At 56.0% G+C, this 26,096-nt stretch carries 23 protein-coding genes and 1 pseudogene; 9 read left to right on the plus strand and 15 right to left on the minus strand.

Annotated features, from left to right (window positions below; genetic code table 11):
• Positions 1-57: 57 nt before the first annotated feature.
• The 3 genes from DBR37_RS05260 to DBR37_RS05270 form a co-directional block, all read right to left on the minus strand.
• Entirely contained in the window at positions 58-1,110 is a 1,053-nt protein-coding gene (locus DBR37_RS05260; protein ID WP_124573436.1) for an XdhC family protein, read from the minus strand.
• Between the two features lie 17 nt (positions 1,111-1,127).
• Positions 1,128-3,407 carry a molybdopterin cofactor-binding domain-containing protein gene (locus DBR37_RS05265; RefSeq protein ID WP_370454240.1) on the minus strand — a complete coding sequence of 760 codons (2,280 nt, stop codon included), beginning with the start codon at positions 3,405-3,407 and terminating at the stop codon, positions 1,128-1,130.
• A 70-nt stretch (positions 3,408-3,477) separates the two neighbouring features.
• On the minus strand, positions 3,478-3,939 hold the full coding sequence (locus tag DBR37_RS05270) for a (2Fe-2S)-binding protein (RefSeq protein WP_124573438.1): 462 nt from the start codon (positions 3,937-3,939) through the stop codon (positions 3,478-3,480).
• Between the two features lie 160 nt (positions 3,940-4,099).
• On the opposite strand from DBR37_RS05270, the gene DBR37_RS05275 reads away from it, so the two are divergent.
• The gene (locus tag DBR37_RS05275) at positions 4,100-5,014 is read left to right on the plus strand and encodes a LysR family transcriptional regulator (RefSeq protein WP_124573439.1); all 915 of its coding nucleotides are present in this window, start codon (positions 4,100-4,102) and stop codon (positions 5,012-5,014) included.
• On the opposite strand, the gene DBR37_RS05280 is transcribed toward DBR37_RS05275, so the two are convergent.
• From DBR37_RS05280 to DBR37_RS05315, 8 genes are all read right to left on the minus strand, one after another.
• Positions 5,011-5,607, minus strand: a complete 597-nt coding sequence (locus DBR37_RS05280) for an NTP transferase domain-containing protein (RefSeq protein WP_124573440.1) — start codon at positions 5,605-5,607, stop codon at positions 5,011-5,013. The genes DBR37_RS05275 and DBR37_RS05280 overlap by 4 nt on opposite strands.
• 8 nt (positions 5,608-5,615) lie before the next feature.
• Entirely contained in the window at positions 5,616-6,248 is a 633-nt protein-coding gene (locus DBR37_RS05285) for a response regulator transcription factor (RefSeq protein WP_124573441.1), read from the minus strand.
• Positions 6,245-7,315, minus strand: a complete 1,071-nt coding sequence (locus DBR37_RS05290) for a sensor histidine kinase (protein WP_124573442.1) — start codon at positions 7,313-7,315, stop codon at positions 6,245-6,247. The genes DBR37_RS05285 and DBR37_RS05290 overlap by 4 nt, the downstream gene beginning before the upstream one ends.
• Before the next feature lie 122 nt (positions 7,316-7,437).
• Positions 7,438-8,163 carry an MgtC/SapB family protein gene (locus DBR37_RS05295; protein ID WP_124574159.1) on the minus strand — a complete coding sequence of 242 codons (726 nt, stop codon included), beginning with the start codon at positions 8,161-8,163 and terminating at the stop codon, positions 7,438-7,440.
• 409 nt (positions 8,164-8,572) lie between these two features.
• Positions 8,573-9,898, minus strand: coding sequence for a TolC family protein (locus DBR37_RS05300; RefSeq protein WP_124573443.1), 1,326 nt, complete (start codon positions 9,896-9,898; stop codon positions 8,573-8,575).
• A 25-nt stretch (positions 9,899-9,923) separates the two neighbouring features.
• Positions 9,924-13,064 (minus strand): efflux RND transporter permease subunit, encoded by a 3,141-nt coding sequence (locus DBR37_RS05305; protein ID WP_124573444.1) that lies wholly within the window; start codon positions 13,062-13,064, stop codon positions 9,924-9,926.
• Complete coding sequence (locus DBR37_RS05310; RefSeq protein ID WP_233588283.1) at positions 13,057-14,277, minus strand: efflux RND transporter periplasmic adaptor subunit; 1,221 nt, start codon at positions 14,275-14,277, stop codon at positions 13,057-13,059. The genes DBR37_RS05305 and DBR37_RS05310 overlap by 8 nt, the downstream gene beginning before the upstream one ends.
• On the minus strand, positions 14,274-14,573 hold the full coding sequence (locus tag DBR37_RS05315) for a hypothetical protein (protein ID WP_124573445.1): 300 nt from the start codon (positions 14,571-14,573) through the stop codon (positions 14,274-14,276). Before DBR37_RS05315 ends, DBR37_RS05310 begins: the two co-directional genes overlap by 4 nt.
• A 711-nt stretch (positions 14,574-15,284) precedes the next feature.
• On the opposite strand from DBR37_RS05315, the pseudogene DBR37_RS05320 reads away from it, so the two are divergent.
• The 3 genes and pseudogenes from DBR37_RS05320 to DBR37_RS05330 form a co-directional block, all read left to right on the plus strand.
• Positions 15,285-16,549 (plus strand): annotated as a pseudogene (locus DBR37_RS05320) (acetamidase/formamidase family protein); the annotation flags it as partial.
• A 95-nt stretch (positions 16,550-16,644) separates the two neighbouring features.
• Positions 16,645-16,854 carry a XapX domain-containing protein gene (locus DBR37_RS05325; RefSeq protein ID WP_124573446.1) on the plus strand — a complete coding sequence of 70 codons (210 nt, stop codon included), beginning with the start codon at positions 16,645-16,647 and terminating at the stop codon, positions 16,852-16,854.
• A gap of 43 nt (positions 16,855-16,897) precedes the next feature.
• Entirely contained in the window at positions 16,898-17,089 is a 192-nt protein-coding gene (locus DBR37_RS05330) for a DUF1427 family protein (RefSeq protein WP_124573447.1), read from the plus strand.
• A 96-nt stretch (positions 17,090-17,185) separates the two neighbouring features.
• Here DBR37_RS05330 and map read toward each other — a convergent pair whose 3' ends face one another.
• From map to DBR37_RS05350, 4 genes are all read right to left on the minus strand, one after another.
• The gene (map, locus tag DBR37_RS05335) at positions 17,186-17,977 is read right to left on the minus strand and encodes a type I methionyl aminopeptidase (protein WP_199739046.1); all 792 of its coding nucleotides are present in this window, start codon (positions 17,975-17,977) and stop codon (positions 17,186-17,188) included.
• Complete coding sequence (locus DBR37_RS05340) at positions 17,977-18,204, minus strand: ParD-like family protein (RefSeq protein ID WP_012078656.1); 228 nt, start codon at positions 18,202-18,204, stop codon at positions 17,977-17,979. The genes map and DBR37_RS05340 overlap by 1 nt, the downstream gene beginning before the upstream one ends.
• Positions 18,205-18,290: 86 nt before the next feature.
• Positions 18,291-19,721, minus strand: coding sequence for a Cu(+)/Ag(+) sensor histidine kinase (locus DBR37_RS05345; protein WP_233588284.1), 1,431 nt, complete (start codon positions 19,719-19,721; stop codon positions 18,291-18,293).
• Position 19,722: 1 nt separating this feature from the next.
• Positions 19,723-20,406 carry a heavy metal response regulator transcription factor gene (locus DBR37_RS05350; protein WP_124573450.1) on the minus strand — a complete coding sequence of 228 codons (684 nt, stop codon included), beginning with the start codon at positions 20,404-20,406 and terminating at the stop codon, positions 19,723-19,725.
• Positions 20,407-20,644: 238 nt separating this feature from the next.
• On the opposite strand from DBR37_RS05350, the gene DBR37_RS05355 reads away from it, so the two are divergent.
• From DBR37_RS05355 to cysT, 5 genes are all read left to right on the plus strand, one after another.
• Positions 20,645-22,516, plus strand: a complete 1,872-nt coding sequence (locus tag DBR37_RS05355) for a copper resistance system multicopper oxidase (protein WP_124573451.1) — start codon at positions 20,645-20,647, stop codon at positions 22,514-22,516.
• A gap of 14 nt (positions 22,517-22,530) precedes the next feature.
• On the plus strand, positions 22,531-23,523 hold the full coding sequence (locus DBR37_RS05360; RefSeq protein ID WP_370454241.1) for a copper resistance protein B: 993 nt from the start codon (positions 22,531-22,533) through the stop codon (positions 23,521-23,523).
• 37 nt (positions 23,524-23,560) lie between these two features.
• On the plus strand, positions 23,561-23,947 hold the full coding sequence (gene copC, locus DBR37_RS05365) for a copper homeostasis periplasmic binding protein CopC (protein ID WP_124573452.1): 387 nt from the start codon (positions 23,561-23,563) through the stop codon (positions 23,945-23,947).
• 3 nt (positions 23,948-23,950) lie between these two features.
• Positions 23,951-24,883: a copper homeostasis membrane protein CopD gene (gene copD / locus DBR37_RS05370; RefSeq protein ID WP_124573453.1), complete on the plus strand. Its 933-nt coding sequence runs from the start codon at positions 23,951-23,953 to the stop codon at positions 24,881-24,883.
• Positions 24,884-25,231: 348 nt separating this feature from the next.
• Positions 25,232-26,095 carry a sulfate ABC transporter permease subunit CysT gene (gene cysT, locus DBR37_RS05375; protein ID WP_124573454.1) on the plus strand — a complete coding sequence of 288 codons (864 nt, stop codon included), beginning with the start codon at positions 25,232-25,234 and terminating at the stop codon, positions 26,093-26,095.
• Position 26,096 lies beyond the last annotated feature (1 nt).

The raw sequence follows: 26,096 nt of genomic DNA on the forward strand, positions 1-26,096 counted from the left end.
TAAAGAATGCCGTTGCGTCCTTTGGGCGTGTACCAGATGATATTTTTCAAATGCACTTCAGTTGATCTGCTGTGGCAGCAACTCTTGTTCTGCCGGCGTCCATAGCGGTATTTCGATTTCATCTTTCGCCGCAGCCACGCTCATCTTGTCCGGCAGGGCGACGCCATTCCGTATCGCAGTCAGTTCCGCCAGGATGGAGATTGCGATTTCTGCCGGTGTCTTGCTGCCGATATACAAACCGATGGGGCCGTGCAGGCGTTGCAATTGCGCGTCGCTGAGATCAAACTCCTTCAGTCGCTCGCGACGGCGTGTATTGTTGACGCGTGAACCAATTGCGCCGACATAAAATGCTTCCGACTTCAATGCTTCCATGAGTGCGAGGTCATCCAGCTTGGGATCATGCGTGAGCGCGACTACAGCCGTGCGGCTATCCATCTTCATTTCAAGTACCAAGTCATCCGGCATGGCATGGATGACTTCTACCCCCGGCACTTGCCACGCCAGGCGATACTCTTCACGCGGATCACACACCACCACCTGGTAATCGAGACCGGTCGCAATTTGCGCAAGGAATTGCGATAGTTGTCCGGCGCCGATGATCAGCAAACGCCAGCGCGGGCCGTGGATGGTGGTCAGCACACCCAGTGTGAGTTCCAGTGTCGCACCGGTTTCAGCAGGGGCGATGCGTACCGCGCCACTCAGCAAGTCAAGCTGACGCATGACCAGTTCGTGGCGCGTGACGTGTGCCAGCAATTGTCTGATCCTGCTTTTTGCAGAAAGCGGTTCTATCACCAGCTTGATGGTGCCGCCGCAAGGCAGGCCAAAACGGTAGGCTTCTTCCGCGCTGATCCCATAGGTGAGCAGTTCAGGTGCGTTGCGCTTGCCGTCTGCATTGCTTTCCGCATCACGTACGCGTGCTATCAGGTCGTCTTCTATGCAACCGCCGGAGACGGAGCCTATGATGCGTCCGTCATGGCGTATTACCATCATGGCGCCGACCGGACGCGGACTGGAACCCCAGGTCTGAATGACGGTCACCAGTTCGCAGGCATGACCCTCATCCAGCCACGCATCGGCGGCCTTGAGTACTTCGAGATCGATGCTATCCATGGCTATTCCTTATTTGCTCAGGATGTTTTTGCCTGCAGCTGATTACGTAAAGGCAGGTCGCGTATGCGCTTGCCGGTAGCAGCAAAAATGGCATTGCACAGAGCAGGAGCTATCGGTGGTGTGGCTGGTTCGCCGACGCCGCCCAAAGGCACATCAAAATCATGTTTGACAAAGTGCACACGGATTTCACGTGGTGCATCCATCGAGCGCATGACTTCATACTCATGGAAGTTGCCTTGTTCAGCCCGACCATCCTTGAAGGTGATTTCACCCGTCAACGCCAGGCTGAGTCCCATGATGCAAGCGCCTTCCAGCTGCGAGCGGATACGATCCGGATTGATCTGCGGCCCGCAGTCGACGGCGATGTCGACGCGCGGTACGGACAGTTCACCCTTGGCGTTGACGACCGCTTCAATGACGACAGCGACATAGGTGACGAAGCTGTAACTGACTGCAAGGCCGAGTCCATGTCCTTTCGCCAACTTGCGTCCCCAGCCTGCTTTTTCGGTAGCGAGCGTAATGGTCTTACGCATGCGGCCGGTATCCAGCGGATAGCGCTCAGGCGATTCACCGTAGTTCCATTCATCCGCCATATCCCTGGGATTGATTTTGCGCGACGGGCCGATCAGATCCAGCAGGTAGTCGCGATGATCGCGTTTGGCGGCTGCCGCCAGTTCGGCGACAAAGGATTGAATCGCAAAGACGTGCGGGATGTTAGAGACTGAACGGAACCAGCCTATGCGGGTATGCGCTTCGACTTCCGGTGCTTCGACACGGAAGTTGGGGATGGTGAACGGGATGTTGACTGCGGACATACCGAGTTCGAACGGCTGTTCGCCTTTGGCGCCTTCAGCGAAGATCGAAGCAATAGTCGGCGCAGCAGTGCGATGCAGCCAGGCAGTCGGCCTGCCGGCCGTATCGAGTGATACTTCGAGTCGCTCGACGGATACGGTATGGAAGTAGTCATTGTGAATATCATCTTCCCGCGTCCACGTCACTTTGACCGGCACACCCTTCATCGCTTGCGACAGCAAGGCCGCTTCTGCTGCGAAGTCAGGTTTGGACTTGCGACCGAAGCCGCCGCCCAGCAATGTGACGTGCACGGTGACATCTTCCGGTTTGAGTTTGAGGTGGGTGGCGATGATTTCGCGTGTCGCTTGTGGCGCCTGTACGCAGGCCCACACCTCGCACTTGCCGTTGCTGACTTGCGCGGTTGCAGCTGGTGGCTCCATCGTCGCGTGTGCGATATGCGGCAGATAGTATTCCGCTTCCATGCGACGCGATGATTTGGACAGCGTACTCATGGTGTCGCCATTATTACGTACCACTTTCGCTGGTTTGCGCGCTGCTTCCTGCAAAGTCTTTTTATATTCAACCGAGTTGTAGCTGGCGTGCTTACCGTCATCCCAGGTGATTTTCAGTGCTTCACGACCTTTCATGGCCGCCCAGGTGTTGCTCGCGACCACGGCAATGCCGCCCAGCGGATGGAAGCCGGCGGGCGCCGGGCTGCTTTTCAGTTCGACTACCTGGATGACGCCGGGTACTTTCAGTGCCGCTGATGCATCGAAGCTGGTCACTTTGCCGCCCATCACCAACGGGCGTGCAATGACGGCGTACAGCATGCCGGGCAGGCGCGTATCTATACCGTAATGCGTGTTGCCAGTGACGATGTTTTTGAAATCGATGCCGCGTGTGCTTTCCTTGCCGATGTAACGGAATTCGGCAGGTTTTTTCAGACGTAAATCCTTGGCCGCTGGCGGTGTGATTTTTGCGGCGGCATCTGCCAGTGCGCCATAGCCGAGACGACGGCCGGACCTGGTGTGTACCACTTCATGCTTGCTCGCACGGACTTCATCCGGTTTGACATTCCATTGCTGCGCTGCTGCGATTTCCAGCATCTGGCGTGCGGCGGCACCGACCCGGCGCATAGGCTCAAAGGAATGGCGCATGCTGCGTGAACCATCGGTATTCTGGTTGCCGTACTTTTCTTCCAGACCCAGCGCCTGAACTACCTTGACCTTGCTCCAGTCGGCTTCGAGTTCATCGGCCACGACCATAGGCAAGCTGGTACGCACGCCTTGTCCCATCTCGGAACGATGCGCGACGATGGTGACGATGCCGTCGCTACCTATCGAAACAAAGGCCAGCGTGTCATCCACCAGGCCGCCGGGCATGGCGTCACCACCATATTTTTTGATTTCATCGCTGGTCGCGGCGCGTACTACGCCGGAGGCGCCGACCGTCAGTGCCAGGCCGGTGAGGGCGCCTACGCCTTTGAGCCAGGTGCGGCGGCTCATCGATGGTAGGGTGGGCAGGTTCAATTCGGTATGGTCCGCGTTATTATCGTTTTCAAATATGGTGCTCATCTTATGGACCCTTCTTCGCGGAGGCTTGTTTGATCGCAGCGCGTATGCGTGTGTAGGTACCGCAGCGGCAGATATTTCCACTCATCGCCGATTCAATTTCGGCATCGGTAGGGTGCGGCGTGGTTTTCAGCAAGGCGGTGGCGGACATGATTTGTCCGGACTGGCAGTAGCCGCATTGCGGCACGCCGAGATCTGTCCACGCCTGTTGTACGCGCTTGCCTACCTTGTCTTCCGCCATCGCCTCAATGGTGGTGATTTTTTGCCCGACTGCGGCGGAAACCGGTGTAATGCACGAGCGTATCGCCTGGCCGTTGAGATGTACTGTGCAGGCGCCGCACAGCGCCATGCCGCAACCGAACTTCGTGCCCGTCATCCCCAGGTGGTCGCGTAATGCCCACAGCAAGGGAGTATCGTCAGACAGGTCCATTTGATGTTGTTTGCCGTTGATAGTGAGAGTCGCCATGATTTTTTGGAGTGAGGAGGGATGAGTTGCGGGTGGGCTATCAGTATCTGCAGTCCTGAACGCACAATAAATGAAAATGTTAAGATTTGAGAATTCCAAAATATGGAATTCGCATCAGCGCTATCTGAAAAGCGCATAACGAACAAAAAAGGTGCAAAACGTGCTCAATCGCCTGGAAATGCTTAGACTTTTCTGTGCCGCTGCAGATTCAAACAGTTTCAAGGAAGCTGCCGCCCGGCTGGGGACTTCACCACAGGCGATTACGCGTGCCGTCAAAGAGCTGGAAGAGGCGGTAGGCGAGGTGCTGTTCCATCGTAATACACGCGGTATGCAGATTACGGAGTTCGGCACCCAGCTGGCTGAACATGCGCGTGAGATGGTGACGGGTGTGGACAGTTTGTTTCGTCCCAGCGATAGCCATTCCGACAAGGATCTGGCTGGTGTGGTGCGTATCACTGCACCGAGTACGATTGGACGGCGCTACCTGTTGCGCTCCCTGCTGCCTTTATTAAGTCGCTACCCAGGCATCAAACTGGAGTTGAGCGTTACCAACCTGGTCACCCATGTCGTCGATAAAAAAATCGATATAGGTGTGCGCATCGGCTTGCCCAGGGACAACCGCTTTGTGGTGCGCCCGGTTGCCAAGGTCGATTTCTTTGTCGTCGCTACGCCGGAATTTATTGCCAAGTGGGGCAAGCCGCGCTACCCGCAGGATTTATCAGCAGTGCCGACGATAGAACTGACAGACGGCAATACCGGGCGTATATGGCCATGGTACTTCTCCGGCGGCCAGCAATTCACGCCCAGCATGCCGGTGCTGGTGACCGACGATCCGGAAGTGGAGTGCGATGCCGTGCTGGCGGGTATGGGCTACGGGCAAATTTCGAATCACCTGGCTGAGCAGCACATACGAGCCGGCCGTTTGCTGACGGTGCTGGACGAGTATCAGCCCGAGCCGTGGGAACTCTATGTCTATCGTCCGCAGCGCGGGCCGGTGCCGGCACGTATCCGGCTGGTCTTTGATCGCATCGTTGAGATACTGTCAGACCCGGATACTTTTAATGATGGCGTTTAAATCGTGGTGTTGAGGTCGGCCGAGGTATCGATGTCGTGATGTATGCCGGGGTCGTCAACTTCCACTTTGGTGAGCGGGTGCGTTTTTAATAGCGTGCGCGCACCCTGATCACCCCCCAGTTGCAGCAACTCATCTATGTGTTTACTGCTGAAAGCAACCGGATTACCGCGCTGCCCCTGATAAAACGGCGCGACCATATCGGCCCCTTTGCGGAGTGCGTCTGCCAGTACTGCAATCGTGCTCTGCTGCACATTCGGCATATCTGCCAACGCAATGACCCATCCTGCTGCATGTCTGCGTTGCGTCAACGCACATACCAATGACACGCCCATACCCTGGTCAGCTTCCGGGCAGATGGCAAGCTGGCATCCCAATGCCGACAATTCGCGCGCGACTGCGTCATCCACATTACGCACAACGGCTGTGACTTGCGGCAATGCAGAGATTAATTTTTTGGCGGCCGCGACGACGACCTTGTCGCCTTGCCGGGTGATTTGCAGTAATTTGTTTTGCGCGCCGGACGGATCAAAGCGGGTGCCTCGACCTGCCGCCAGCAAGATGCCGACGATTTGCTCGTGATCGGGTGACTGCATGCCTGGCTTCATATCTTGAGTTTTTCCGAGATCTTGACGAGATCTGCGAGGGATGCCGCTTCCATCTTGCGCATGGCTGCGCCGCGGCGTACTTTGACCGTGACCTCACTCAGGTTCAGGGTAGCAGCAATTTGTTTATTGAGCAGGCCTTGCACGACCAGCTGCACGACTTGCTGCTCACCTGTGGTGAGTGAATCCCAGCGTTTCTGCAGTTGTGCTGCAACCGCATGTTCCGCGCGTGCCTGACGATTTATTTCTATGCCGTGCTGGATCGCATCCAGTAAGTCCTGATCACGAAAAGGTTTGGTCAGGAATTCGATCGCACCATTCTTCATCGCTTGCACGCCCATCGCGATGTCGCCATGTCCGGTAATGAAGATGGTCGGCAGTTGTATGCCGAGTTCTGTCATTTGACGATGGAAGTCCATGCCGCTTTGTCCCGGCATGCGGATATCCAGCACCAGGCAGCCTGGTGCATCTGCCATCTTGTGTCCGAGGAATGCCATGGTCGAGCCGAAGGATACAGAATGTAATCCTACCGATGCCAGCAAGTCCTCCAGTGCGGCGCGCACCGAACTGTCGTCATCGATGATGTAGACGATGGCTTGTTCATGGCTGCTTGCTGATGCGCCTGCATTCATAGTGTGTTCTCCTTTGCACTCAGCAGGCTGAACTGAAAAATTGCACCGCCGTCGGGATTTTGCTCGGCCCATATGCGGCCGCCGTTGGCTTCGATGATAGTGCGGCTGATCGCCAGGCCGAGTCCGATACCGCTGCCTTTGGTGGTCCAGAACGGATCGAACATTTGCGCCATGGTGCCAGTGGCAAAGCCGCTGCCGCTATCGACCAGTGTGAACTGTACCGTTTGTGCGTCGCGCCGTGCGGACAGGATTTTCATTTCTTTCTTTTTATCCGGGTTGGCTGCCATCGCTTCGCTTGCATTCAGCATCATGTTAACGATGACTTGCTGGATTTGCACCCGGTCTGCCACTACCAACGGCAGGTTTTCATCCAGGCTGACGGCGATGACTATGCCATGTGCTTCCACATCACTGCGTGAAATAGCGAGTACTTCAAGTACGGCCTGGTTCAGGTCGAAGTGGCTCTTGTGTGGCAGTTCGCCCCTGGTCAGGCCGCGCACGCGCGCGATGATGTCGCTGGCCCGGTGCGCGTCGCCGAGTATGCGCTCTACTGCCTGCCGTGCCTTGTCCAGATTGGGCGGTTGCTGGTCCAGCCAGCGCTGGCAGGCATTGCCGCTGGTTGCGATGGCGGCGAGCGGCTGATTGACTTCATGCGCGATGGAGGTAGTCAGTTCACCCAGGCTAGTCACGCGCGCAATGCGCAGGAGTTGCGCCTGCGCCTGCTGCGCGGCAGCTTGCGCCGCATTCATTTTCAGTGCCAGGTATGTGGTAATGGCGATGGCGATGATGCTGATGCAGGAGTTGATCAGGCCGACCTGGTAGGAACCGAATTTAGTCAGTCCGAAGCTGAGTATGGTCAGGAAGATACAAAGACCGGCGAGGATGATCAGTGCCCGTGCCGAGATCAGACGCACCGCGACCAGGATCACGGCAGTGTAGAAGCCGGCGGCGGCGACCGCATAGTCGGTCACGGTGTCTGCCACGAAGATGACCGCCATGACGGCGAGCAGGCCCGCCATGCTCAGGACGCGATGGGATCGCAAAGGTCTGCCGATGTCGTGTTTCATATTAAATGGTTCGAGAGGGTGATCCGCCGGTTATACCTGCTCCGACAGTAATATAACCGTATCTGTTCCCAGGCAGATACTTAGTTGTTGCCAGGCCCGCAAGGACGTTCGGACGGTATGGCTTACTCTTCCGAACTGGCGTTCCAGAACGCTTGTTGTACGCCATGTTCCTGCAGCAGGACGGTCATGACGTTGTCCAGCTCTTCGGCCTCAATCGCGGTGGCATAGAGGGTGGCCTCGATTTCCACATCATTGTTGCCGAACGGATGCTGATCGACTGCGCGTACCGGATAGTTGGACTCTTCCAGTAATGCCACCATTTTTTCATGCACCTCGGCTTGCCATTCGCGCTCGCAGATGACGTAGACGGTATAGGTTGCTTCACTGAATTCTTCCTGCAACGGACGGCGGTTGATACGGTTGACGACCGGGCGCAGCAAAGTATTGGAAGCCAGTACGAACATCGCTGCCAGTACGGCTTCCGGAAACATTTTGGCGCCGGCGCAGCAACCGACGGCAGCGGAGCCCCACAGCGTGGCGGCAGTATTCAGGCCGAACACATTTGAGCCTTCTTTCATGATTGCACCGGCGCCGAGGAAGCCGATGCCGGAAACAACATACGCGACGACTTGCAGCGGACCGGGCGAGCCGCCATGTACATCATGGAAACGTACTGCGAGATCGACGAAGACGGCGGCGCCGACCGCCACCAGTGTGTTGGTGCGCAAGCCAGCGGTACGTTGCCGTATCTGGCGTTCCAGGCCGATAACGGCGCCGAGTATAAAGGCAACGCTCAGGCTGGCGAGCGAACCCAGCCAGACCGAGAATTGAAAAGTAGGCCAAATCATGAGCTTGCTCCGGTTTTTCTTTGTGAGGATGAATGTTAAGTTTTTGCCGTGGCGGAGGAGCACGGCTGCGATTTGTGCATCACGTATGTTCACGTAAAGCATGTCGCCTGCCTGCACGGCAGCATGTGCCGGTATTTTCACAATACGTTTGCGCTTGCCTTTCAGGACGCGATAAGTGACCAGCGCAAAATTGTTATCGACGGCGGATGAGATAGTGTCAGGATGATCGTCCTGGATTAAGCTTGCCAGGACGTCACGTTTGCTCGATACCTGCTCTACTATTGCTACGCGCCATCCTTCTGAATAATCGTATTTACCTTCATATAAGGTGGTGCAGGCTGTTGCTATCGGTAGCAGAATGGCTAGTACGATCATGCTCAGCTTTGAGCCGTTCATGGATATATCAGGTTCAGAGTGATGGTTGCTCGCCGATAGCAAGCTGCAGCTGGACGGTAGCGATCGCCATATCAGCTTCAGACTGCAGATACGCGAGATAGGCCTCATCAGCGGAGCGTTGTGCCGCCAGTAACTCAAGCAATGAAGCTTCACCATTGCGGTAGGACAGGCGTATTCCTTCCAGCATGCGGTTCGCATTGCCTAGCACGTCTTTGCGGTAATGATCTACATTTTCGTGCGCTGCCATAAAGCGCTGATGGGCTGTACGCACATCCGATTCTGCTTTGAGTTGGGCATGATTCAGTTCCAGCATGGCTTGCGTGACGGCGGATTCAGCTTGCACGATATCGCCACGATTGAGTCGCGATAGTGGAATAGGAATAGTGATCGACAGCGCCAGCACATTGGAACGTGAAGTTGCGTCTATCGCATTACCCCCATTGTCGAAGCCACCGGGATAGCCGCGGGTGGCTTCAACGCCGAGCGATACCGTCGGATCGACCGAGCGATTGGCACGCGTGAGCGATGCATTATCGCGTGCGTGCTCCAGGGCAGCGCGTGCGATCAGGACGTCCTGGCGTGATTGCAATGCTTCCGGTATCAAGGTTGCGACGTCGCTGCCGCGCTCGAACGGTGTAAAGCTGCACTCCAGCGCCCCTTGGCCAAAAATGTCTTCGACCCGACGCCCCAGGAGGAGCGAGAGTTCCAGTCGTGCTGATGTTGCCTCTGCGCGTGACTGTGTTACATCGGCCCGGAACTGATCGCGTTCCACCCTTGATTGCAATAATTCGATGCCGCCGACATCGCCAGCCTTGCGTCGTACTTCATTGATACGCACAATTTCGGACAAGGCTTTGAGCGTATATTCCTTGCGCTCCAGTACATCGCGGGTGCGGCACGCTTCAGCAAAGGCAAGTGCTGAATCGCTGTAAAGCTGCTGTCTGAAGCCGGCGACCGTCGCTTCGGTCAAGGTTACATTGCTGCGGGCCGACTTGATGCGTGCATCGCGTTTGCCACCGGTCTCTATTGTCATGCTGAGTGACGGGCCTCGGCTGACAGGTCTGGGATGAATCGCTTTGACGGTTTCACGCGATGCGCTGTAGGTGAACTCGGGGTCTGGTCGGATACCTGCGATGCCAACGCCTGCTTCTGCAGATACGATGGTTTCACGTTGTGCTGCCAGTTCCAGACTGTTTGCTTCGACTGCGTTCAGATAGTTTTTGAAATTCAGTTTAGTCGTTTGCACGTTCTGGGCGTGAATGCCGTTCGCTCCCAGTCCGCCCAGCCCGAGTATCAGCATGTTCAGCAACTGGTTGATAGCGATTTTCTTCAATGTCATGTTCAGCTCCGTTCTGGTTCAGCTGTTATGTCGACGAGCCGACTTCATCAGAAGCGTGGTCTGCTGGATGCGCGTTTTTTTGCGTCGCTTTCTGCAGTGCTGCGGCTTCGACGCGGGCTTCTATCAATTGGTAGAGGGCGGGTAGCATGAGCAGAGTCAGGGCGGTAGCGCTGATCAATCCAAATACCACCACCGTAGCGAGCGGACGCTGTACGTCGCTACCGAGGCCGGTGGCCAGCATCGCCGGCGCTAGGCCGAAGGCCGCAACTGTCGCTGTCATAAGCACCGGCCGCATGCGACTGGTCGCGCCTTCCAGCACCGCCTCCCGCAGGGATTTACCTTCATCCCGCCGCAAGCGATTGATTTGCGCCACCATCAGCACACCGCCGAGTACCGCAACGCCGAATAAGGCAATGAAGCCGACTGCGCTCGAGACATTCAGTGTCATACCGCGCAGATGTAGTCCGGCGAAGCCGCCGACCATGGCCAGTGGCACCACCCCCAGTACCAGCAAAGGCTGGCGCAGATTACCGAATTCGGCGAATAACAACAGCAACATGATGCCCAGCGTCAACGGCAGGATGACGAACAAACGTGCTTCTGCGCGCTGCAAGTTCTCAAACTGGCCGCCCCATTCAATGTGCAGGCGTTGCTTGTCGTACTCGACTTCTTGTTCTATCGCCGGCTGTGCTTCGGCCAGGAAACTGGCCAGATCGCGCCCGCGTACATTCAGCTTGACCAGGATGTGACGTTCGCCGCGTTCACGAACGATGACGCTCTGGCCGGTGGTCGTAGTGATATGCGCAACATCGGCCAGCGGAATCTTTGCACCATTGACGGCGGTGAGACGCAGATCGGCAATCGCTTGCGGGTTGGCGCGCGTTTCCGGTGAGAATCGTACGGTCATGTCGTAGTTCTTTTCGCCTACATACAATTGCCCGATGGAGGCGCCGCCTATCCCGGTCGAAATTAACTGTGCAACGTCGGCTGCATTGATGCCATAACGTGCGGCCGCAGCCCGGTCCAGGTCGATGCGCAGGTTGGGCAGCGGAGGTTCTACATCCACTACCACATCGGCTGCGCCTGGCACCTTGCGCAATGTGACGGCCACTTCCTCTGCGATACGGCGGTCTTCTTCCAGATCGGGGCCAAATATTTTCACCGTCAAGTCGCTATGCGCGCCGGACAGTTTGTCTTGCACACCATCTATCATCGGTTGCATGAAACCGATGGCATAGCCCGGCATCTGCGCATAACGTTCACCCAGGCGACGTATCAGTTCCTGTTTGCTGATGCCGGATTTCCACTCACCGTAGGGATGCAAGCCTATGCTTGCTTCGATATGCGAAGGCGTCCAGTAATCGGTGCCGTCATCGTTGCGGCCGGTTTGCGTAATCACGGTGGAGACTTCCGCAAATTCCAGTGTTGCCTTGCGTAGCTCGGTGGCCATTTCGCTGGCTTTGTCCAGCGTGATGCCGGACGGCATCTGCACTTGTAACCAGATCGAACCTTCATCCAGGTAGGGCAAGAAATCCCGGCCGATGGTGCCAGCCAGCAGCATTAGCGTGACCAACATGGCAGCGATACTGGCTGCAAGCCAGCGCCAGTGTCCCACCGTACGATGGAGGAAAGCGGCGTAGCGTGTGTTCAGCCGTTCCAGCACCAGGTTGTGGAAGATTTTGCGTGGTCGACGGAATGCCAGCCATGCCAGGCCGGGTGTCAGCATCAGAGCGACCGCGAGTGCGCCGACCAGTGCCGCGCCGACCGCATACGCCATCGGTGAAAACAGCTTGTACTCTATGCGTTCAAAAGCGAATAGCGGCAGATAGGCAGCGGCGATAACGCTCATGCCAAAGAAGATGGGACGCGCTACCTGCAGCGTGGCGGTGATGGCGTCACGCGGCGTCAATACTTTCCCTTCCTGTTTTTCGCGTCGTCGCAGGATGTTTTCCACGACTACCACCGCACCATCGACCAGAATGCCAAAGTCGATCGCGCCCAGCGACAGCAGATTGGCCGGTACCTTGGCATGGTGCATGAAGATGAAAGCGAACAGAAGTGCCAGCGGCACCGTAAGTGCGACGATCAATGCGGCACGCGGGCTGCCGAGGAAGAGCAGCAGTACCAGCGTGACGACGATCATGCCTTCCAGCAGGGTCTTGCCGACTGTTTGCGTCGTACTCTCGATCAGGCTGCTGCGATCCAGGTACGGCACCAGCTTGACGCCGCGCGGCAGCAGTTTGTCATTGATCTCACGTACGGCGTCGTGAATACCGTTCAAGGCAATCGACGGATTACTATCCTTGAGCAGCAGGATGACGCCGGAAATCGAATCCGCCTTGTCGTCCTTGCCGAGGATGCCGCGCCGTTCGACATTGCCGTAAGTGAGTTTGCCCAGATCCTTGGTGAGGACCGGCACGCCGCCTACACTTTTGATGACGACATTTCCCATATCATCCAGTGAGCGCAGCAGGCCGACGCCACGTACGACATAAGACTGTTCGCCACGATCGATGACGCTGCCGCCGCCGCTTTGATTGTTGGCATTAATGGCGTCTATCACTTCACTCAGCGTAAGGCCGTATTGGGTAAGGCGTGCCGGATCGAGTTCCAGCATGAACTGGGTGGTGAGACCACCGTAGTTGGTGATATCGACTACGCCTTGTACTTTCTTCAGGCGCGGCATCACGGTCCAGAATTGCAATTCGGATAGTTCACGCAGGCTATGTGTATTGCTTTCCAGCGTATAGCGATAGATTTCACCGGTCGGCGACGTGTACGGATCCAGCGCAGCTTTGGCGTCGTATGGCAGATCGACTTCATTCAGACGTTCCTGCAGGCGTTGGCGCGCCCAATAGCCGTCGACGCCGTCCTGAAAAACCACGGTGATCAGTGACAGGCCGAACAGACTGCGCGAGCGTAACACGTGCATGCCCGGTGTCGTCAGCAATGCGCGTTCCAGTGGTACGGTGATTTGTTGTTCAATTTCTTCCGCTGCGAGGCCGGGGACCTGCGTCACAATTTGCGACGTAACGTCGGCGATGTCGGGGTAGGCTTCCAGCGGTAATTGCTTCCAGCTGAAGACGCCATACAGCGCGGCGAAAGCAAATACCAGCCAGACGATGCCGCGGCGCTGAAAGCAGGTATGGACGATGCGTTCAATCATTGAGGAGCACTCCATCCTTGATGACGATGCGGTCGCCGGCCTTCAGGCCCGAAGTCACTTCAACCCGGTCATTGAGCTGCGCGCCGACAGTGACGGTGCGCGGTGTGTATTTGTATGGCTCCTGTTCGATGAAGACACGTACTTCCAGTCCGTTTTGCTGGATAGCGGACAGCGGTATGGTCAGCGCTTCCTGTTTCTTTCCGTCAAACGCTACATGGGCAAACATGCCCGGACGAAAACGTCCGTCGGTGTTGCTCACTGCTACACGTACTTTGACGCTGCGGGTTTCCGGATCAAGTATTTCACCGACATAGCGCACGATGCCTTCGACTTGCTGGTCGGGGTAGGCATTGAGTGTGATGTGCGCTTTTTGTCCTATAAATACTTGTCCGAGATTGCGTTCTGCCACATTCGCAGTGAGCCAGACGGTGGACAGATCAGCGACCGTCATGATCGGCGCATTGATGTCGTTCCAGTAGCCGCCTTGCGAGCCATCCATCTCAATCACACGTCCGCTGATTGGTGAGCGCAATACATATTCGCTGCGGGTATGGGCTTGCGTAGCGACGCCCAATTGCGCGAGGCGGTCGGCTGCCGCATGGGCATCGCTGTCGGCGCTATCCATGGTCAGTTGCGCGGCTTCGTAATCCTTTTTTGCCGTGATGTCTGCGTCAAACAGCAACTTCTGCCGTGCAAAATCACGCTGTGCCTGTGCTTGTGCGTTACGGGCTTTCGTATATTCGGAGCGGGCGCTGGAGATTTCCGCCGAGTCGAGTGTGAAGAGCGGATCGCCGGCCTTGACCGGATCGCCCAGCGTGCGTTGCAAACGGATGATGCGGCCCGGGACCGGCGGCGCAACCTTGACCAGTTTTTCCGCGACCGCTTCTATGACGCCGGGTGCAATCAGCGGGCGTTCGATCTCGCTGACCTCTACCGCGCCGATCATCAGACGCGCGCGCAGCGGCGAGGCTTCCGGCACTTCGATGACCTTGCCTTTATGTATGACTGCTGCGCCGCTGTCTTTATGAGTTTCCGCCTTCGCAGCCTGTTCATCGCAGCCAGCTATGGCGACGCATAGCAATACCAGTGCTGCTACAGCTATTAATTTACGTCTGTTTTTTTGGGGCGACACATGCGGTGTCGTGTCCCTGATTGCGTTATCCGTGACCTGGGACAGTTCGGTGTACACACCGGTAACGAGTAGGGACATCATGCGAATTGCCTCCGGAGTTGATGAGCCGGGATGCGGCAAGGATTAGCGATGTTTTGCTCCAGCTGAAAACCCATAGGGCGCAGTTTTTCGCGTGCGCTATGTGGCAGGTGGCGCAATACGGAAGTGCGTTCCGAGGCGGCGAGCAGTGATAGCGCATCTGCGGCGACGCGTGGTGAGCAGTTCAGCAGTGCTTCGGTAAAGGCGAGTACGCCGTGCTCTGAGAAGAGTTGCTGCAGGTTGGCGATGCGACGGCTGGCAACGGCTGCGCGGAGTGCAAGGTAGATGTGGTGTTTCATGAGCAGCTTCCTTAAGTAAGGATCCGACAGGAAGCAGGCTCAGTGATCAGGTGATGAGCGGCCTCCGGCCAGGAGCCAGATGAATGGAAAGTGATAAAGAAATAAGGAGAGTGTTGTGACTACAACTAGAGTCGGGGTCCATGCTCAGCTCCTGGGTTAGTGAAAAAGCGGTCAACTAACGAGCCCGCTGCGATATTGCGATGCCGCATAAACACTTACGTTCCGGTATTTATGCAACGGCATGAATTTTGCCATTCACGTCAGTTGAGAACCAGTGTGTCTTAGGCTCTATTTACTGACCATGTGCATACCTAACATATACGAAGGTATATCTGCGAAGTTGCAGGGGACGATACGGTCGGGATGAGGATGTTGCAGGTGCACAGGGAATTCTCTTTTTCCACTGCAGCTCCCCGTCCGGCACGCTTCGGCGCTGGATTTGACAACAAATCGTACGCTTGCAGACAAGATTCCGGAATCAGGCGCTCCTATGATCTGAACCAGACCACGACACAGTGGCATATCAGAATAAATAATTAGGAGACGAGCATTATGTCAGACCATATTTGTAGTGCTGGATGTAATCACTTTTCACATCTGAACGACCCTGACTTGATGGGGGAATTCGCCGAAGCGCGCAAGAACCTGCGCACCGCCATCGGCGGTACACCAAGCGCTGGTGCCCTGGGCCTGGCCGGTGTCACCCAGCGTGCACTGCCATCCAAGAAAGCTGGCGAACAAGTCAATCACTATTACGTTCCTGCCAACGATAAAACCGTACATTGGGGTTTCTTCAGCAAGAAGATGAATCCGCTGCTGAAGGTGGAGTCCGGCGACTACGTCACGATAGAAACCGTGACCCATCACTCGAATGACGATATCGAACGCATGGTCAAGGGCGACCAGGGCGTGGAAGCCATTTTCCATTGGGATGCCAAGAGCAAGGCAGTTGATCGCCGCGGCATGGGCCCTATGGATCATCCGCTCGGTGCGGGTGGCGGTATCGGTGTCCACGTATGTACCGGCCCCGTCTATATCAATGGGGCGGAACCGGGCGACGTGCTCGAAGTACGGATCGTCGACACCATGCAACGCCCATCGGGCAACCCTGACTACCGTGGCAAAACCTTCGGTTCCAATGCCGCGAGTAACTGGGGCTTCCACTACAACAACCTGATCACCGAGCCTAAAGGCCGTGAAGTCATCACGATTTATGAAGTCGATGCCAAAGGTGAGCAATCGTGGGCCAAGGCTGTATATAACTATCGCTGGACGCCGCAAACCGATCCGTTCGGCAAAGTCCACCCGATCATCGATTACCCGGGCGTGCCAGTCGATAAGAACTCGATCAAACCAAACTACGACGTGCTCAAGGGCTATGAAATCCCTGTGCGTCCGCACTTCGGCATGATCGGTGTCGCACCGGTTGAGGCAGACATCGTGTCATCGATTCCACCTGGCTACACCGGCGGCAACTTCGATAACTGGCGCATGGGCAAAGGCGCAACCGCATTCTTCCCGGTCGCAGTGGCTGGCGGCATGTTTTCGGTTGGTGATCCGCACGCATCGCAAGGTGACGCGGAACTGTGCGGTACCGCGATCGAATGTTCGCTGACCGGCTTGTTCCAATTCATCCTGCACAAGAAAGCAGATCTGCCAGGTACCAAGCTGTACGGCCTCGACTATCCATTGCTGGAAACAGCAAGCGACTGGTCCTGCACGGCTTCAGCGTGCCGAACTACCTGAAAGAACTCGGCGACAACGCAGAGACCAAGATCCTGGAGAAATCATCGCTGGATACCGCGATGACTGACGCGTTCAACAAAACCCGTCGTTTCTTCATGGATACCCGCAACCTGACTGAGGACGAAGCGATCTCGCTGATCTCGGTCTCGGTCGACTTTGGTATCACGCAGGTGGTAGACGGCAACTGGGGTGTACACGCCATCATCAAGAAAGCCATTTTCCCGAAGTAAAAGAGACTGCCTGGCACTGACGAAAGTCGGGTGCCAGCCAGATGCAACAATTTTAAGCGGCAAATATTGCCGACCAACCAGGAGGAGAAGTAAACATGCAAGTAGAACACGTCTATGTCGGCAGAAATGAAATCGTGGCGCTGGTCGTCGGTCTCATCACAGGCACCCTGTACTCATGGCTGAGTTTGCCGATTCCGGCACCACCGGTGCTCGGCGGGATCTTCGCGATCATCTTTACCTATGTCGGTTACCTGATCGTCCAGCGCGTACGCAAAGCGGTAGTCTTCGGCGCGCCGAAAAAATAAGGCACTTACGCCATCACTCATTTAAAAAATACAGGAGACTATCATGGTTGAAATTGGCTTCGGTCAAACCGAAATTCTGGCGTCCGTTGTCGGACTTGTTACCGGCCTCATCTACACATCGGTGCGCGCACCGATCCCGGCGCCGAACGTACTGGGCGGCATCTTCGCTATTCTTGGCACCTTCATCGGTTACGTATTCGTTGCCGCGTTGCGTGGTCAACTGGTGTTTGTGTAAGGTGTGATTTGCCTGCGCTGGATGCGCAGGTGTAAGTCAAACAAAAAGGGCAGTCCTGTTTGCAGGATTGCCCTTTTGTTTTCTGATGGTAGCTGGCTAGCCAGTGATAGCAGGGTAGCTGCCATAGCCATCCGGCCATGGCGTCAGGACTTCAAATCCGGTTTCTGTCACCGCCACCATATGCTCCCACTGTGCAGAGAGCGAGTGATCCTTGGTCACCACGGTCCAGCCGTCCGCTAATTCTTTTGTGTGGCGTTTGCCTGCATTCACCATCGGCTCTATGGTGAAGACCATGCCGGGACGAAGCAGGACACCTTCTCCTGGCCGTCCATAGTGCAGCACCTGCAAGTCTTCGTGATAAATCCGGCCTATGCCATGACCGCAATATTCGCGGACGATGCTGAACCCTTCATGATGCGCGACCGATTGGATTGCATAGCCGACGTCGCCCAAAGTCGCACCTGGCCTGACGGCGAGTATGCCGGCACGCATGGCTTCATAAGTCGTTTCGACCAGACGTTTGGCCAGTATGCCTGGTTGTCCGACGTAATACATGCGGCTGGTATCGCCGTGCCAGCCGTCCTTGGTCAGGGCCACGTCGATATTGATGATGTCGCCGTCCTTCAATACTTTGTCGGATGGGATGCCATGGCAGATGACATGATTGACCGACGTGCATATCGTTTTGGGAAAGCCGTGATAACCGATGTTGATCGGTACTGCATGCAGCACATCAACAATGTAATCGTGGCACAGCTTGTCCAGCTGATTGGTGGTGACACCGGGTTTGACGTGTTCAGCGATCATGCGCAGGACGTCTGCCGCCAGACCACCGGAAATACGCAGCATCGCCATATCGGCGGCGCTTTTGATTTCGACTTTAGGCATCAGGTTTTTTCCAGTGAGAGGTTGATATCACGACTGGATGCTCCCGCCTGCTGCTCGGCCTCTATCAATTTCTGACAGATCTCGTTGTAGCACAGCCCCGGGTTCAATTCCGCAATCATGCCTACGCGCAGCCAGTGTTCGGCTTGCGAGTTGATGGAGCGACTCATCGCGCCGCTGGTCAGGCGCAGATTGGTGTGCATTTCTTCGGTGATTTTGACGATGCCCATGATATTGGTGTTTATATAAAGTATGTATAAATCGTATACGAAACGTATATTATCATGGCTGCGACAAAGTGACAGCTGTCACCGCATTAAGTCTTCTGTATGTGCGGCAAGCTAATCTCAAACTTAATCCGTGCCTGCTCTGAAGTAGCTTGCACCGTCCCGCCATGTGCTTCGGCTATGGACTTCACGATAGCCAGACCCAGCCCGGCACCCGATGCTTTCCGCTTGCGTGAGGGATCGGTGCGGAAGAAACGATCAAACAATTTCGGCAAGTCTTCCTGGATGATCTGTTCGCTCGGATTCTCTACGCTTACCGTCGTCCCCTGTTTGTCCTGCGCCAGGCGCGCGATGACGATAGAGCCGGGGGCGGAGTATTGGATGGCGTTGGAGATGAGATTGCTAAGTGCGCGCAGCATCATTTCGCGGTCACCCTGCACAGGTGCTGCATGTCCTTCCAGCTTCAGGGTGATGTTGGCTTCTTCGGCGAGCGCTTCAAAGTAGTCAAACAAGTCCTGGATCATGGCTGTGATCGAGATTTCCGACAGATGCAGATTGTGCGGATCGTTCTCAGTCTGGGCCAGGAATAGCATGTCGCTGATCATACGGCTCATACGCTCGAATTCTTCCAGGTTGGAATAGAGGATTTCGCGATACTCGGCGGATGAGCGGCTTTGACTGAGTGCGACTTCGGTTTGCATGACGAGGTTGGTGACGGGTGTACGCAGTTCGTGGGCGATATCGGCAGAGAAGTTGGCCAGCTTCGCGAAGCCGTCTTCTATGCGTCCCAGCATATCGTTAAACGATGCAGCCAGTTCTTCCAGCTCAATCGGGACTTCGGTCGGGTCGAGGCGCACATCCAGACGCGACGAGCGGATGGCGCGGATATCGCGCGAGACTTTGCGTATCGGGCGATGGCCCCATTGCACTGCACACCAGGCGACGATGAGTGCGATGACGGAAACGATCAGCGTGGCCCACCATAAGATGGTTTTGAACATCGTCAGGAATTCGAGATGGAAGTCGATGTCCATTGCAATCGCGACGATAAACGGCGTGCCGCCAGGTGTGGCTTCAGGTCCCACTTCGAGTGCCGCGCCACGATAGGAGCGGCCCTGGTCTTTCCAGATGATGACGTCATCGTCGTTGATGGCAGAGCCGAACTTGTCACGTTGGATTAAGCGGCTAAGGTCTGCGCCATGACCGATGTAAACCGGGCTGCCTGATTTTGTGTACACGCTGTAGGTGACGCCGTGACGGCCGATGGCGATGGCGGCAAGCTGTTGCGATATCGCGGAATCCTTGCCTTCCTGATGCGGTACTTCATTCAAGGTTTTGACGACGGCGCTGGCGACCGCTTGCAGTTCGGTGGTGTCCTGCTCGGCGAAGTGCATTTCCAGCGAACGTACGATGACCCAGTTAAAGGCCATGAATACCAGCGTGGTAGTGATGCCGACGAGTATGGTGACTCGCAGCGCGAGCGAAGCGGGGCGGCGTTTATCGGTGACAGTGCCAGCCATATCAGCTTTCATCCGGAATATCTAATGTGTAACCCATGCCACGCACGGTATGGATGAGTTTGGGCTCGTAGGGTTCGTCCATCTTGGCGCGCAGGCGGCGTATTGCAACGTCGATGACATTGGTGTTGCTGTCGAAATTCATGTCCCAGATTTGCGATGCGATGAGTGAGCGTGGCAGCACTTCACCGCGACGTCGGGCCAGCAGTTCAAGCAAGGCGAACTCTTTATTGGTCAGCACGATGCGCTGGCCCATGCGCGTGGCCTTGCGGCGTGTGAGATCAAGTACCAGGTCGGCGATCTGCAACTGGTCGGACTGGGCGGGGACATTCCTGCGGCGTAACAGGGTTCTGACGTGCGCCAGCAATTCGGCAAAAGCAAACGGTTTGATCAGGTAGCTGTCCGCGCCCAGCTCCAGTCCTTTGACGCGGTCATCGACGCTGCCACGTGCTGTCAGGAATAGTACCGGCACCTGATGCCCGGCATCGCGCAGGGATTTGACGATGTGCCAGCCATCCACATCGGGCAGCATCACGTCCAGCAGCACCAGGTCGTAAGACTCGTTCATGGCCATGTGATGACCGTCGAGGCCATTGCGCGCCACATCAACCACGAACCCGGCTTCCCGCAGGCCTTGCCGGATATAGTCCGCAGTCTTGTTCTCGTCTTCTACAACCAATATTTTCATTACTTCCTCTGTAGGTAGTCCGGCCACTGCTGGGTAAGCCCGTGCGCAGGCGTATTTTTACACGCCAGACCGGCTACTTGACGCAATCCGGCGTGAAGATGACATCAACATTACACGAATGTAATGAAGTGGTAATTCACCTGACAGTCGTAGCCGCATAGGATAGCTACCGTCGCGTCGCATCTGATTCTGCAAGACGCCGTCTGAACCGCTGTCAGATCTACAAGGAAAGTTAAACATGTCACGTCGATTACCGATCATCCTTCCTTCTGCCGGATTGAGCCGCAGGCGGTTTGTGCAGGGCCTGGCTGCGGGCGGGGTGTTGACCAGCCTGTCGGTGCCGGTCCTGAGCGCCGTCGCGCGTGGGGAGCAGGTAACTCGCGGTGCGGCGCCGGTGCTGCGTGGTAATGAGTTCGATCTGGTGGTGGAAGAGCTGCCCGTTAACTTCACCGGCAAGCCTGGTCTGGCTGCAACGATTAATGGTTCGCTGCCAGCACCTACATTGCGTTGGCGCGAAGGCGAGACCGTCACCATCCGCGTGCACAATAAACTGAAAGAGAGCACCTCGATACACTGGCACGGCATCATCCTGCCGTATCAAATGGACGGCGTGCCGGGCATCAGCTTTGCAGGCATACCTGCAGGCACGACCTTCACTTATCGCTTCAAGGTCCAGCAAAGCGGGACTTACTGGTATCACTCGCACTCCGGCATGCAGGAACTGACTGGCATGTACGGCGCCATCATCATCGATCCCGCAGGCCCGGAAACTATACGCGCTGATCGCGATCACGTCGTGCTGCTGTCCGACTGGACCGATGAAGATCCGATGCGCGTGTTCGCCAAACTGAAGTCGCAGGGCGATTACTACAACTACAACCAGCCTACCGTTATCGATTTCTTCCGCGATGCTGCGCGCGATGGATTTGGCGCGGCCTTTGACAAGCGCAAGATGTGGAACGAGATGCGCATGAGTCCGACTGACCTGGCGGATCTGTCGTCCAAAACCCTGACTTACCTCACCAATGGCATCACACCTGCCGGCAACTGGACTGGATTATTCCGCCCGGGTGAGCGGATACGCCTGCGCATGATCAATGGCACTGGCAATACTTTTTACGATGTGCGCATACCCGGCCTGAAACTGAAGGTAGTGCATGTCGATGGCCTGGACGTCGAGCCGGTGACGGTAGACGAATTCCGCTTCGGCCCCGGCGAAACCATAGACGTCATGGTGGAACCCAGGGATGAGGCTTACACCTTGTTTGCACAGTCGATGGACAGAACCGGCTTTGCGCGCGGCACGCTGGCGGTACGTGAGGGTTTGCAGCCCCCCGTTCCTGCATTGGACAAGGCCGAATGGCTGACCATGCGCGACATGATGGGCGACATGCAGCATGGCTCTGGCGGTCACGGCGGCATGAGCCATGGTGGCATGGCCGGTATGGACCATAGCGGTATGGCTGGCATGGATCACAGTGCTATGTCCGGCATGGACGATGACAGCATGATGAGCATGGATGGCATGAGCATGATGGATGGCGACTCCAAGCCAGCCAAATCAGGACTGGCGGTGCCGTCCACGATCGCACGACATGCACGCACCGAGTATGGCCCGAGTACCGATATGCGCGTCGATATGGCGCGTACCAATCTGGATGACCCGGGCATAGGCTTGCGTAACAACGGTCGTCGCGTGCTGACGCTGGCTGACTTGCGTTCACCAACAGGCCCGATAGACAAACGTGAACCCGGGCGGGAAGTGGAGCTGCATCTTACCGGCAATATGGAACGTTACAGCTGGTCCATAGACGGGCTGGAATTCGGCAATTCCACACCCATCCATTTTCGTTATGGCGAACGTCTGCGCGTCATTCTGCATAACGACACCATGATGACGCATCCGATGCATTTGCATGGCATGTGGAGTGATCTGGAAAGTCCGGAAGGCGAGTTCCTTGTGCGCCGTCACACATTGCCAGTGCAGCCGGCGCAACGTATCAGTTTCCTGGTAACGGCCGATGCGCTGGGTCGCTGGGCCTGGCACTGCCACCTGATGTTCCACATGGACGCGGGCATGTTCCGCGAGGTCGTGGTGTCTGAAAGATGATGGGGAAACACATGATATTGAAAGCAAGAAATCTTCAGGCCGTGGCGCTAGTCTGCGCGACCTTTGTGAGTATCGCCGTGCATGCTCAAAGCGCAGACCCGCATGCAGGTCATGGCGCAATGCAAATGAATGCTGCCGATCCGCATGCAGGTCACGATATGAGCGTCAAACCAGACGCAACTGATCCGCACGCAGGCCACAACATGTCAGGCAGTGCCGGGCCTGAGGCGTCTATGGATCATGGCGCTATGCAAATGCAGGGTGGTCCGGCACCTGCAGATGCGCGCGATCCGCATGCTTATTCCGACGGCATCAAGCTGGGTGAGGGCGACTACATGGTGCCTGGCGTTCATCGCCTGATGCTGGCAGATGAACATACCTTTGTATCGATACGTGGTGAACAACTGGAGCGCAGGTTTAACGACGGTGGCAATGATTCGACCGCATACAGCTTGCAAGGCTGGTATGGCACTACCTACAACCGCTTTGTCATCAAGGCTGAAGGTGATGTAGACAAACGCCGGGTGCAGGAATCACGCACCGAGTTGTTGTGGAGTCGCGCCATCGCTTCGTACTGGGATGTGCAGGCAGGTGTGCGTCTGGATTCCAGTCGCGAAGGCCCGGATCGCCAGTGGGCGGCGTTTGGTATTCAGGGTCTGGCGCCGTACTGGTTTGAAGTCGATGCGACAGCCTATGTTGGTAGTGGCGGACGCACCGCATTGCGACTTGAAGCCAGCTACGAACTCCTGATTACGCAAAAACTGATACTCGAACCCAAGATAGAGCTGCAGGCATTTGGTAAACGCGATCCGGCGCTCAGGTTAGGCAGTGGCCTGGCCGAAGCATCAGCAGGTTTGCGCCTGCGCTATGAATTCACACGTCAGTTTGCGCCTTACATTGGTGTCGAACGTGCCGGCAGCTTTGGCGAAACGGCGGATTTCGTGCGCGCTGAGGGCGGCAAACCAGTCAAGACGCGCATCGTTGCCGGTTTGCGTTTCTGGTTTTAAACCTGGTTTCATCAACTACTGAAAGAAAGGAATACTTATGTCTCTCTCTCGTTTATCCAGCAAAATTACTGTCGCTGCAGCAGCCATGTTTTTTGCAGCATCGGCCTACGCGCATCCTGAGCTGGTGTCGTCTACTCCGGCGGACAAGTCCGAAGGTGCCGCGCCCGCGACTATCGAATTGAAATTCTCGGAAGCGCTGAACAAAAAGTTCTCCGGTGCCACACTGACCATGACCGAAATGCCGGGCATGGCGGATCACGGCGCGATGAAAATGAGTGCCGGTGTAGCAGGTGGCAGCGATGACAAGACCATGGTGATTACGCCAGCCAAACCGTTGGTCGCAGGCACCTATCGTGTGGACTGGCGCGCGGTTTCTGCAGATACGCACCCGATCAAAGGCAGCATCTCCTTCCAGGTGAAGTAAGTCATGGCTGACGACGGACTCAATATCGCACTGCGATTTGGTCTCTACGTCAGCATGGCTGCACTGTTTGGCGTGGCCGTATTCGGACTTTATGCGTTGCGGCTAACGGAGAAGTTCGCTTACTTTGAGCGGCAGTACGTCATCTTCACAGCGACGGTATCTGTTCTTAGCCTGATTCTGTCAGTCGCATCCATGCTGGTGCTGGCCAAGGCGATGTCAGGTGCCGAGAGTTACAGTGAGTTGACTATCCATCTCCTGGGTATGGTCATCACCGGCACCGACATGGGTCTGGCATGGGTGCTACGTATGGTGGCCTTGCTTGCATGTGTCATCGTCGTGGCCAGCTCAGGTGCGCGCTTCCATTACGGCTTGCTCGCTGCATTTTCTGCCGTTGCGTTAGCGACACTGGCCTGGTCCGGTCATGCAGCAATGAATGACGGCGTGCAAGGTACGCTGCATCTGGTTTCAGATATTGCGCATTTGTTTGCTGCCGGTGCCTGGGTCGGCGCGCTGTTTTCGTTTGTGATGCTGGCGCTGATGAAGCCCAGTCTCTATCCCGATGCACCGACAGTGCTGAGCAAGACAGCTAACGGGTTTGCACAATTCGGAACCGTGATCGTAGTGACCTTGATGAGCACCGGCATAGCGAACTATTTATTGATCATAGGGCCGTCGATCAAAGGCCTGGTCGCAACGCAGTACGGCATGTTGCTATCCGTGAAGCTGGCGCTATTCACGGGCATGCTGGCACTGGCGACGGCAAACCGATTTTTCCTGGGGCCACGTGTGGAACAGGCGATGCAGGCAGGTAAGCACGAAGAAGCGGTCAGCTTGTTGCGCCGAAGCTTGCTGACGGAAACCGCGCTGGTGGTGCTCGTCATCGCCTGTGTAGCGTGGCTGGGTGTGCTCGCACCTACACAACGGAGTCTTGCCTGAATCGTTAGAAAGCGTGCGCGTACGAAAAAATCATAGGGTGAATGCGGTGTGATATCACCGTGAGGCTTGCTAATAGGAAGGGCGATCATTGATCGCCCTTTTTTATTGGGCATGTCGCGGCCATCCACTCCCAGTTATGAACGTTGCTCCATATGCAACATTTCCTTAAGTGCATGATTACAAGCGTTTATTTTTCAAACAGAAGGGGGCCGTCCGTTGCTTATTAATAGTGATCGCTGATTTCTATATACGTTTTTCTTCTAACAAAATGCAAAAAGATTCGTTTTCTTTATAACGCCTAAGTGTAATTATTGCAGCCTGTTAGCCATATTTGTAATAAGAGACCCTATGTCAGCCGTCCTTGCCCTTCCTGTCAGGAAACAAACCGCATCCAGGGTTTTGCCCGGATTCAATTTGTCGCTTGGCTTTACGATCTTGTATCTCAGCCTGATCGTCCTGATCCCGTTGTCCGCCGTGTTCCTGAAAACATTCACGATGACGTGGGATGCTTTCATCGCTGCGGTGACTTCGGATCGCGTGGTGGCTTCTTATAAGCTGACCTTTGGTGCATCCCTGATCGGTGCTGTTTTGAATGCCTTGTTCGGCGGCATCGTGGCGTGGGTATTGGTGCGTTACAAATTCCCGGGCAAGAAGATTATTGATGCGATGGTCGATTTGCCGTTTGCATTGCCGACTGCGGTTGCCGGTATCGCCCTGACTGCCTTGTATTCGCCGAATGGCTGGATCGGTCGCTACCTGGAAGCCATCGGTATCAAGGTGGCGTTCACCCCGCTGGGCGTGATTATCGCGCTGACGTTTATCGGCTTGCCTTTCGTTGTACGTACCGTACAACCGATCCTGGAAGATGCCGAGCGCGAGCTGGAAGAAGCTGCAGCCAGCCTGGGTGCGAGCCATTGGCAGACCTTTGCCAAGGTGATTTTCCCGACCGTGCTGCCGGCTTTGCTGACTGGTTTTGCACTCGCGTTTGCTCGTGCCACAGGTGAATACGGTTCCGTTATTTTCATTGCCGGCAATATGCCGATGGTGTCGGAAATTACACCGCTGTTTATTGTGACCAAGCTGGAGCAGTACGACTATGCAGGTGCAACTGCGATTGCGGTGGTGATGCTGACGGCTTCGTTCCTGATGTTGTTGACGATTAATTTATTGCAAGCCTGGACCCGCAAGCGTGGTCAGGCGGAGAAGGTTTGAT

This window comes from Herminiimonas sp. KBW02, from assembly GCF_003852535.1.
Lineage (GTDB): Bacteria > Pseudomonadota > Gammaproteobacteria > Burkholderiales > Burkholderiaceae_D > Oxalicibacterium.

Excerpts from the sequence above, each read along its gene's own strand:
- DBR37_RS05260 (WP_124573436.1), bottom strand. The coding sequence starts at position 1,110 with ATGGATAGCATCGATCTCGAAGTACTCAAGGCCGCCGATGCGTGGCTG.
- DBR37_RS05265 (WP_370454240.1), bottom strand. The coding sequence starts at position 3,407 with ATGAGCCGCCGCACCTGGCTCAAAGGCGTAGGCGCCCTCACCGGCCTG.
- DBR37_RS05270 (WP_124573438.1), bottom strand. The coding sequence starts at position 3,939 with ATGGCGACTCTCACTATCAACGGCAAACAACATCAAATGGACCTGTCT.
- DBR37_RS05280 (WP_124573440.1), bottom strand. The coding sequence starts at position 5,607 with ATGCAGTCACCCGATCACGAGCAAATCGTCGGCATCTTGCTGGCGGCA.
- DBR37_RS05285 (WP_124573441.1), bottom strand. The coding sequence starts at position 6,248 with ATGAATGCAGGCGCATCAGCAAGCAGCCATGAACAAGCCATCGTCTAC.
- DBR37_RS05290 (WP_124573442.1), bottom strand. The coding sequence starts at position 7,315 with ATGAAACACGACATCGGCAGACCTTTGCGATCCCATCGCGTCCTGAGC.
- DBR37_RS05295 (WP_124574159.1), bottom strand. The coding sequence starts at position 8,163 with ATGATTTGGCCTACTTTTCAATTCTCGGTCTGGCTGGGTTCGCTCGCC.
- DBR37_RS05300 (WP_124573443.1), bottom strand. The coding sequence starts at position 9,898 with ATGACATTGAAGAAAATCGCTATCAACCAGTTGCTGAACATGCTGATA.
- DBR37_RS05305 (WP_124573444.1), bottom strand. The coding sequence starts at position 13,064 with ATGATTGAACGCATCGTCCATACCTGCTTTCAGCGCCGCGGCATCGTC.
- DBR37_RS05310 (WP_233588283.1), bottom strand. The coding sequence starts at position 14,277 with ATGATGTCCCTACTCGTTACCGGTGTGTACACCGAACTGTCCCAGGTC.
- DBR37_RS05315 (WP_124573445.1), bottom strand. The coding sequence starts at position 14,573 with ATGAAACACCACATCTACCTTGCACTCCGCGCAGCCGTTGCCAGCCGT.
- DBR37_RS05325 (WP_124573446.1), top strand. The coding sequence starts at position 16,645 with ATGCAAGTAGAACACGTCTATGTCGGCAGAAATGAAATCGTGGCGCTG.
- DBR37_RS05330 (WP_124573447.1), top strand. The coding sequence starts at position 16,898 with ATGGTTGAAATTGGCTTCGGTCAAACCGAAATTCTGGCGTCCGTTGTC.
- map (WP_199739046.1), bottom strand. The coding sequence starts at position 17,977 with ATGCCTAAAGTCGAAATCAAAAGCGCCGCCGATATGGCGATGCTGCGT.
- DBR37_RS05340 (WP_012078656.1), bottom strand. The coding sequence starts at position 18,204 with ATGGGCATCGTCAAAATCACCGAAGAAATGCACACCAATCTGCGCCTG.
- DBR37_RS05345 (WP_233588284.1), bottom strand. The coding sequence starts at position 19,721 with ATGGCTGGCACTGTCACCGATAAACGCCGCCCCGCTTCGCTCGCGCTG.
- DBR37_RS05350 (WP_124573450.1), bottom strand. The coding sequence starts at position 20,406 with ATGAAAATATTGGTTGTAGAAGACGAGAACAAGACTGCGGACTATATC.
- DBR37_RS05355 (WP_124573451.1), top strand. The coding sequence starts at position 20,645 with ATGTCACGTCGATTACCGATCATCCTTCCTTCTGCCGGATTGAGCCGC.
- copC (WP_124573452.1), top strand. The coding sequence starts at position 23,561 with ATGTCTCTCTCTCGTTTATCCAGCAAAATTACTGTCGCTGCAGCAGCC.
- copD (WP_124573453.1), top strand. The coding sequence starts at position 23,951 with ATGGCTGACGACGGACTCAATATCGCACTGCGATTTGGTCTCTACGTC.
- cysT (WP_124573454.1), top strand. The coding sequence starts at position 25,232 with ATGTCAGCCGTCCTTGCCCTTCCTGTCAGGAAACAAACCGCATCCAGG.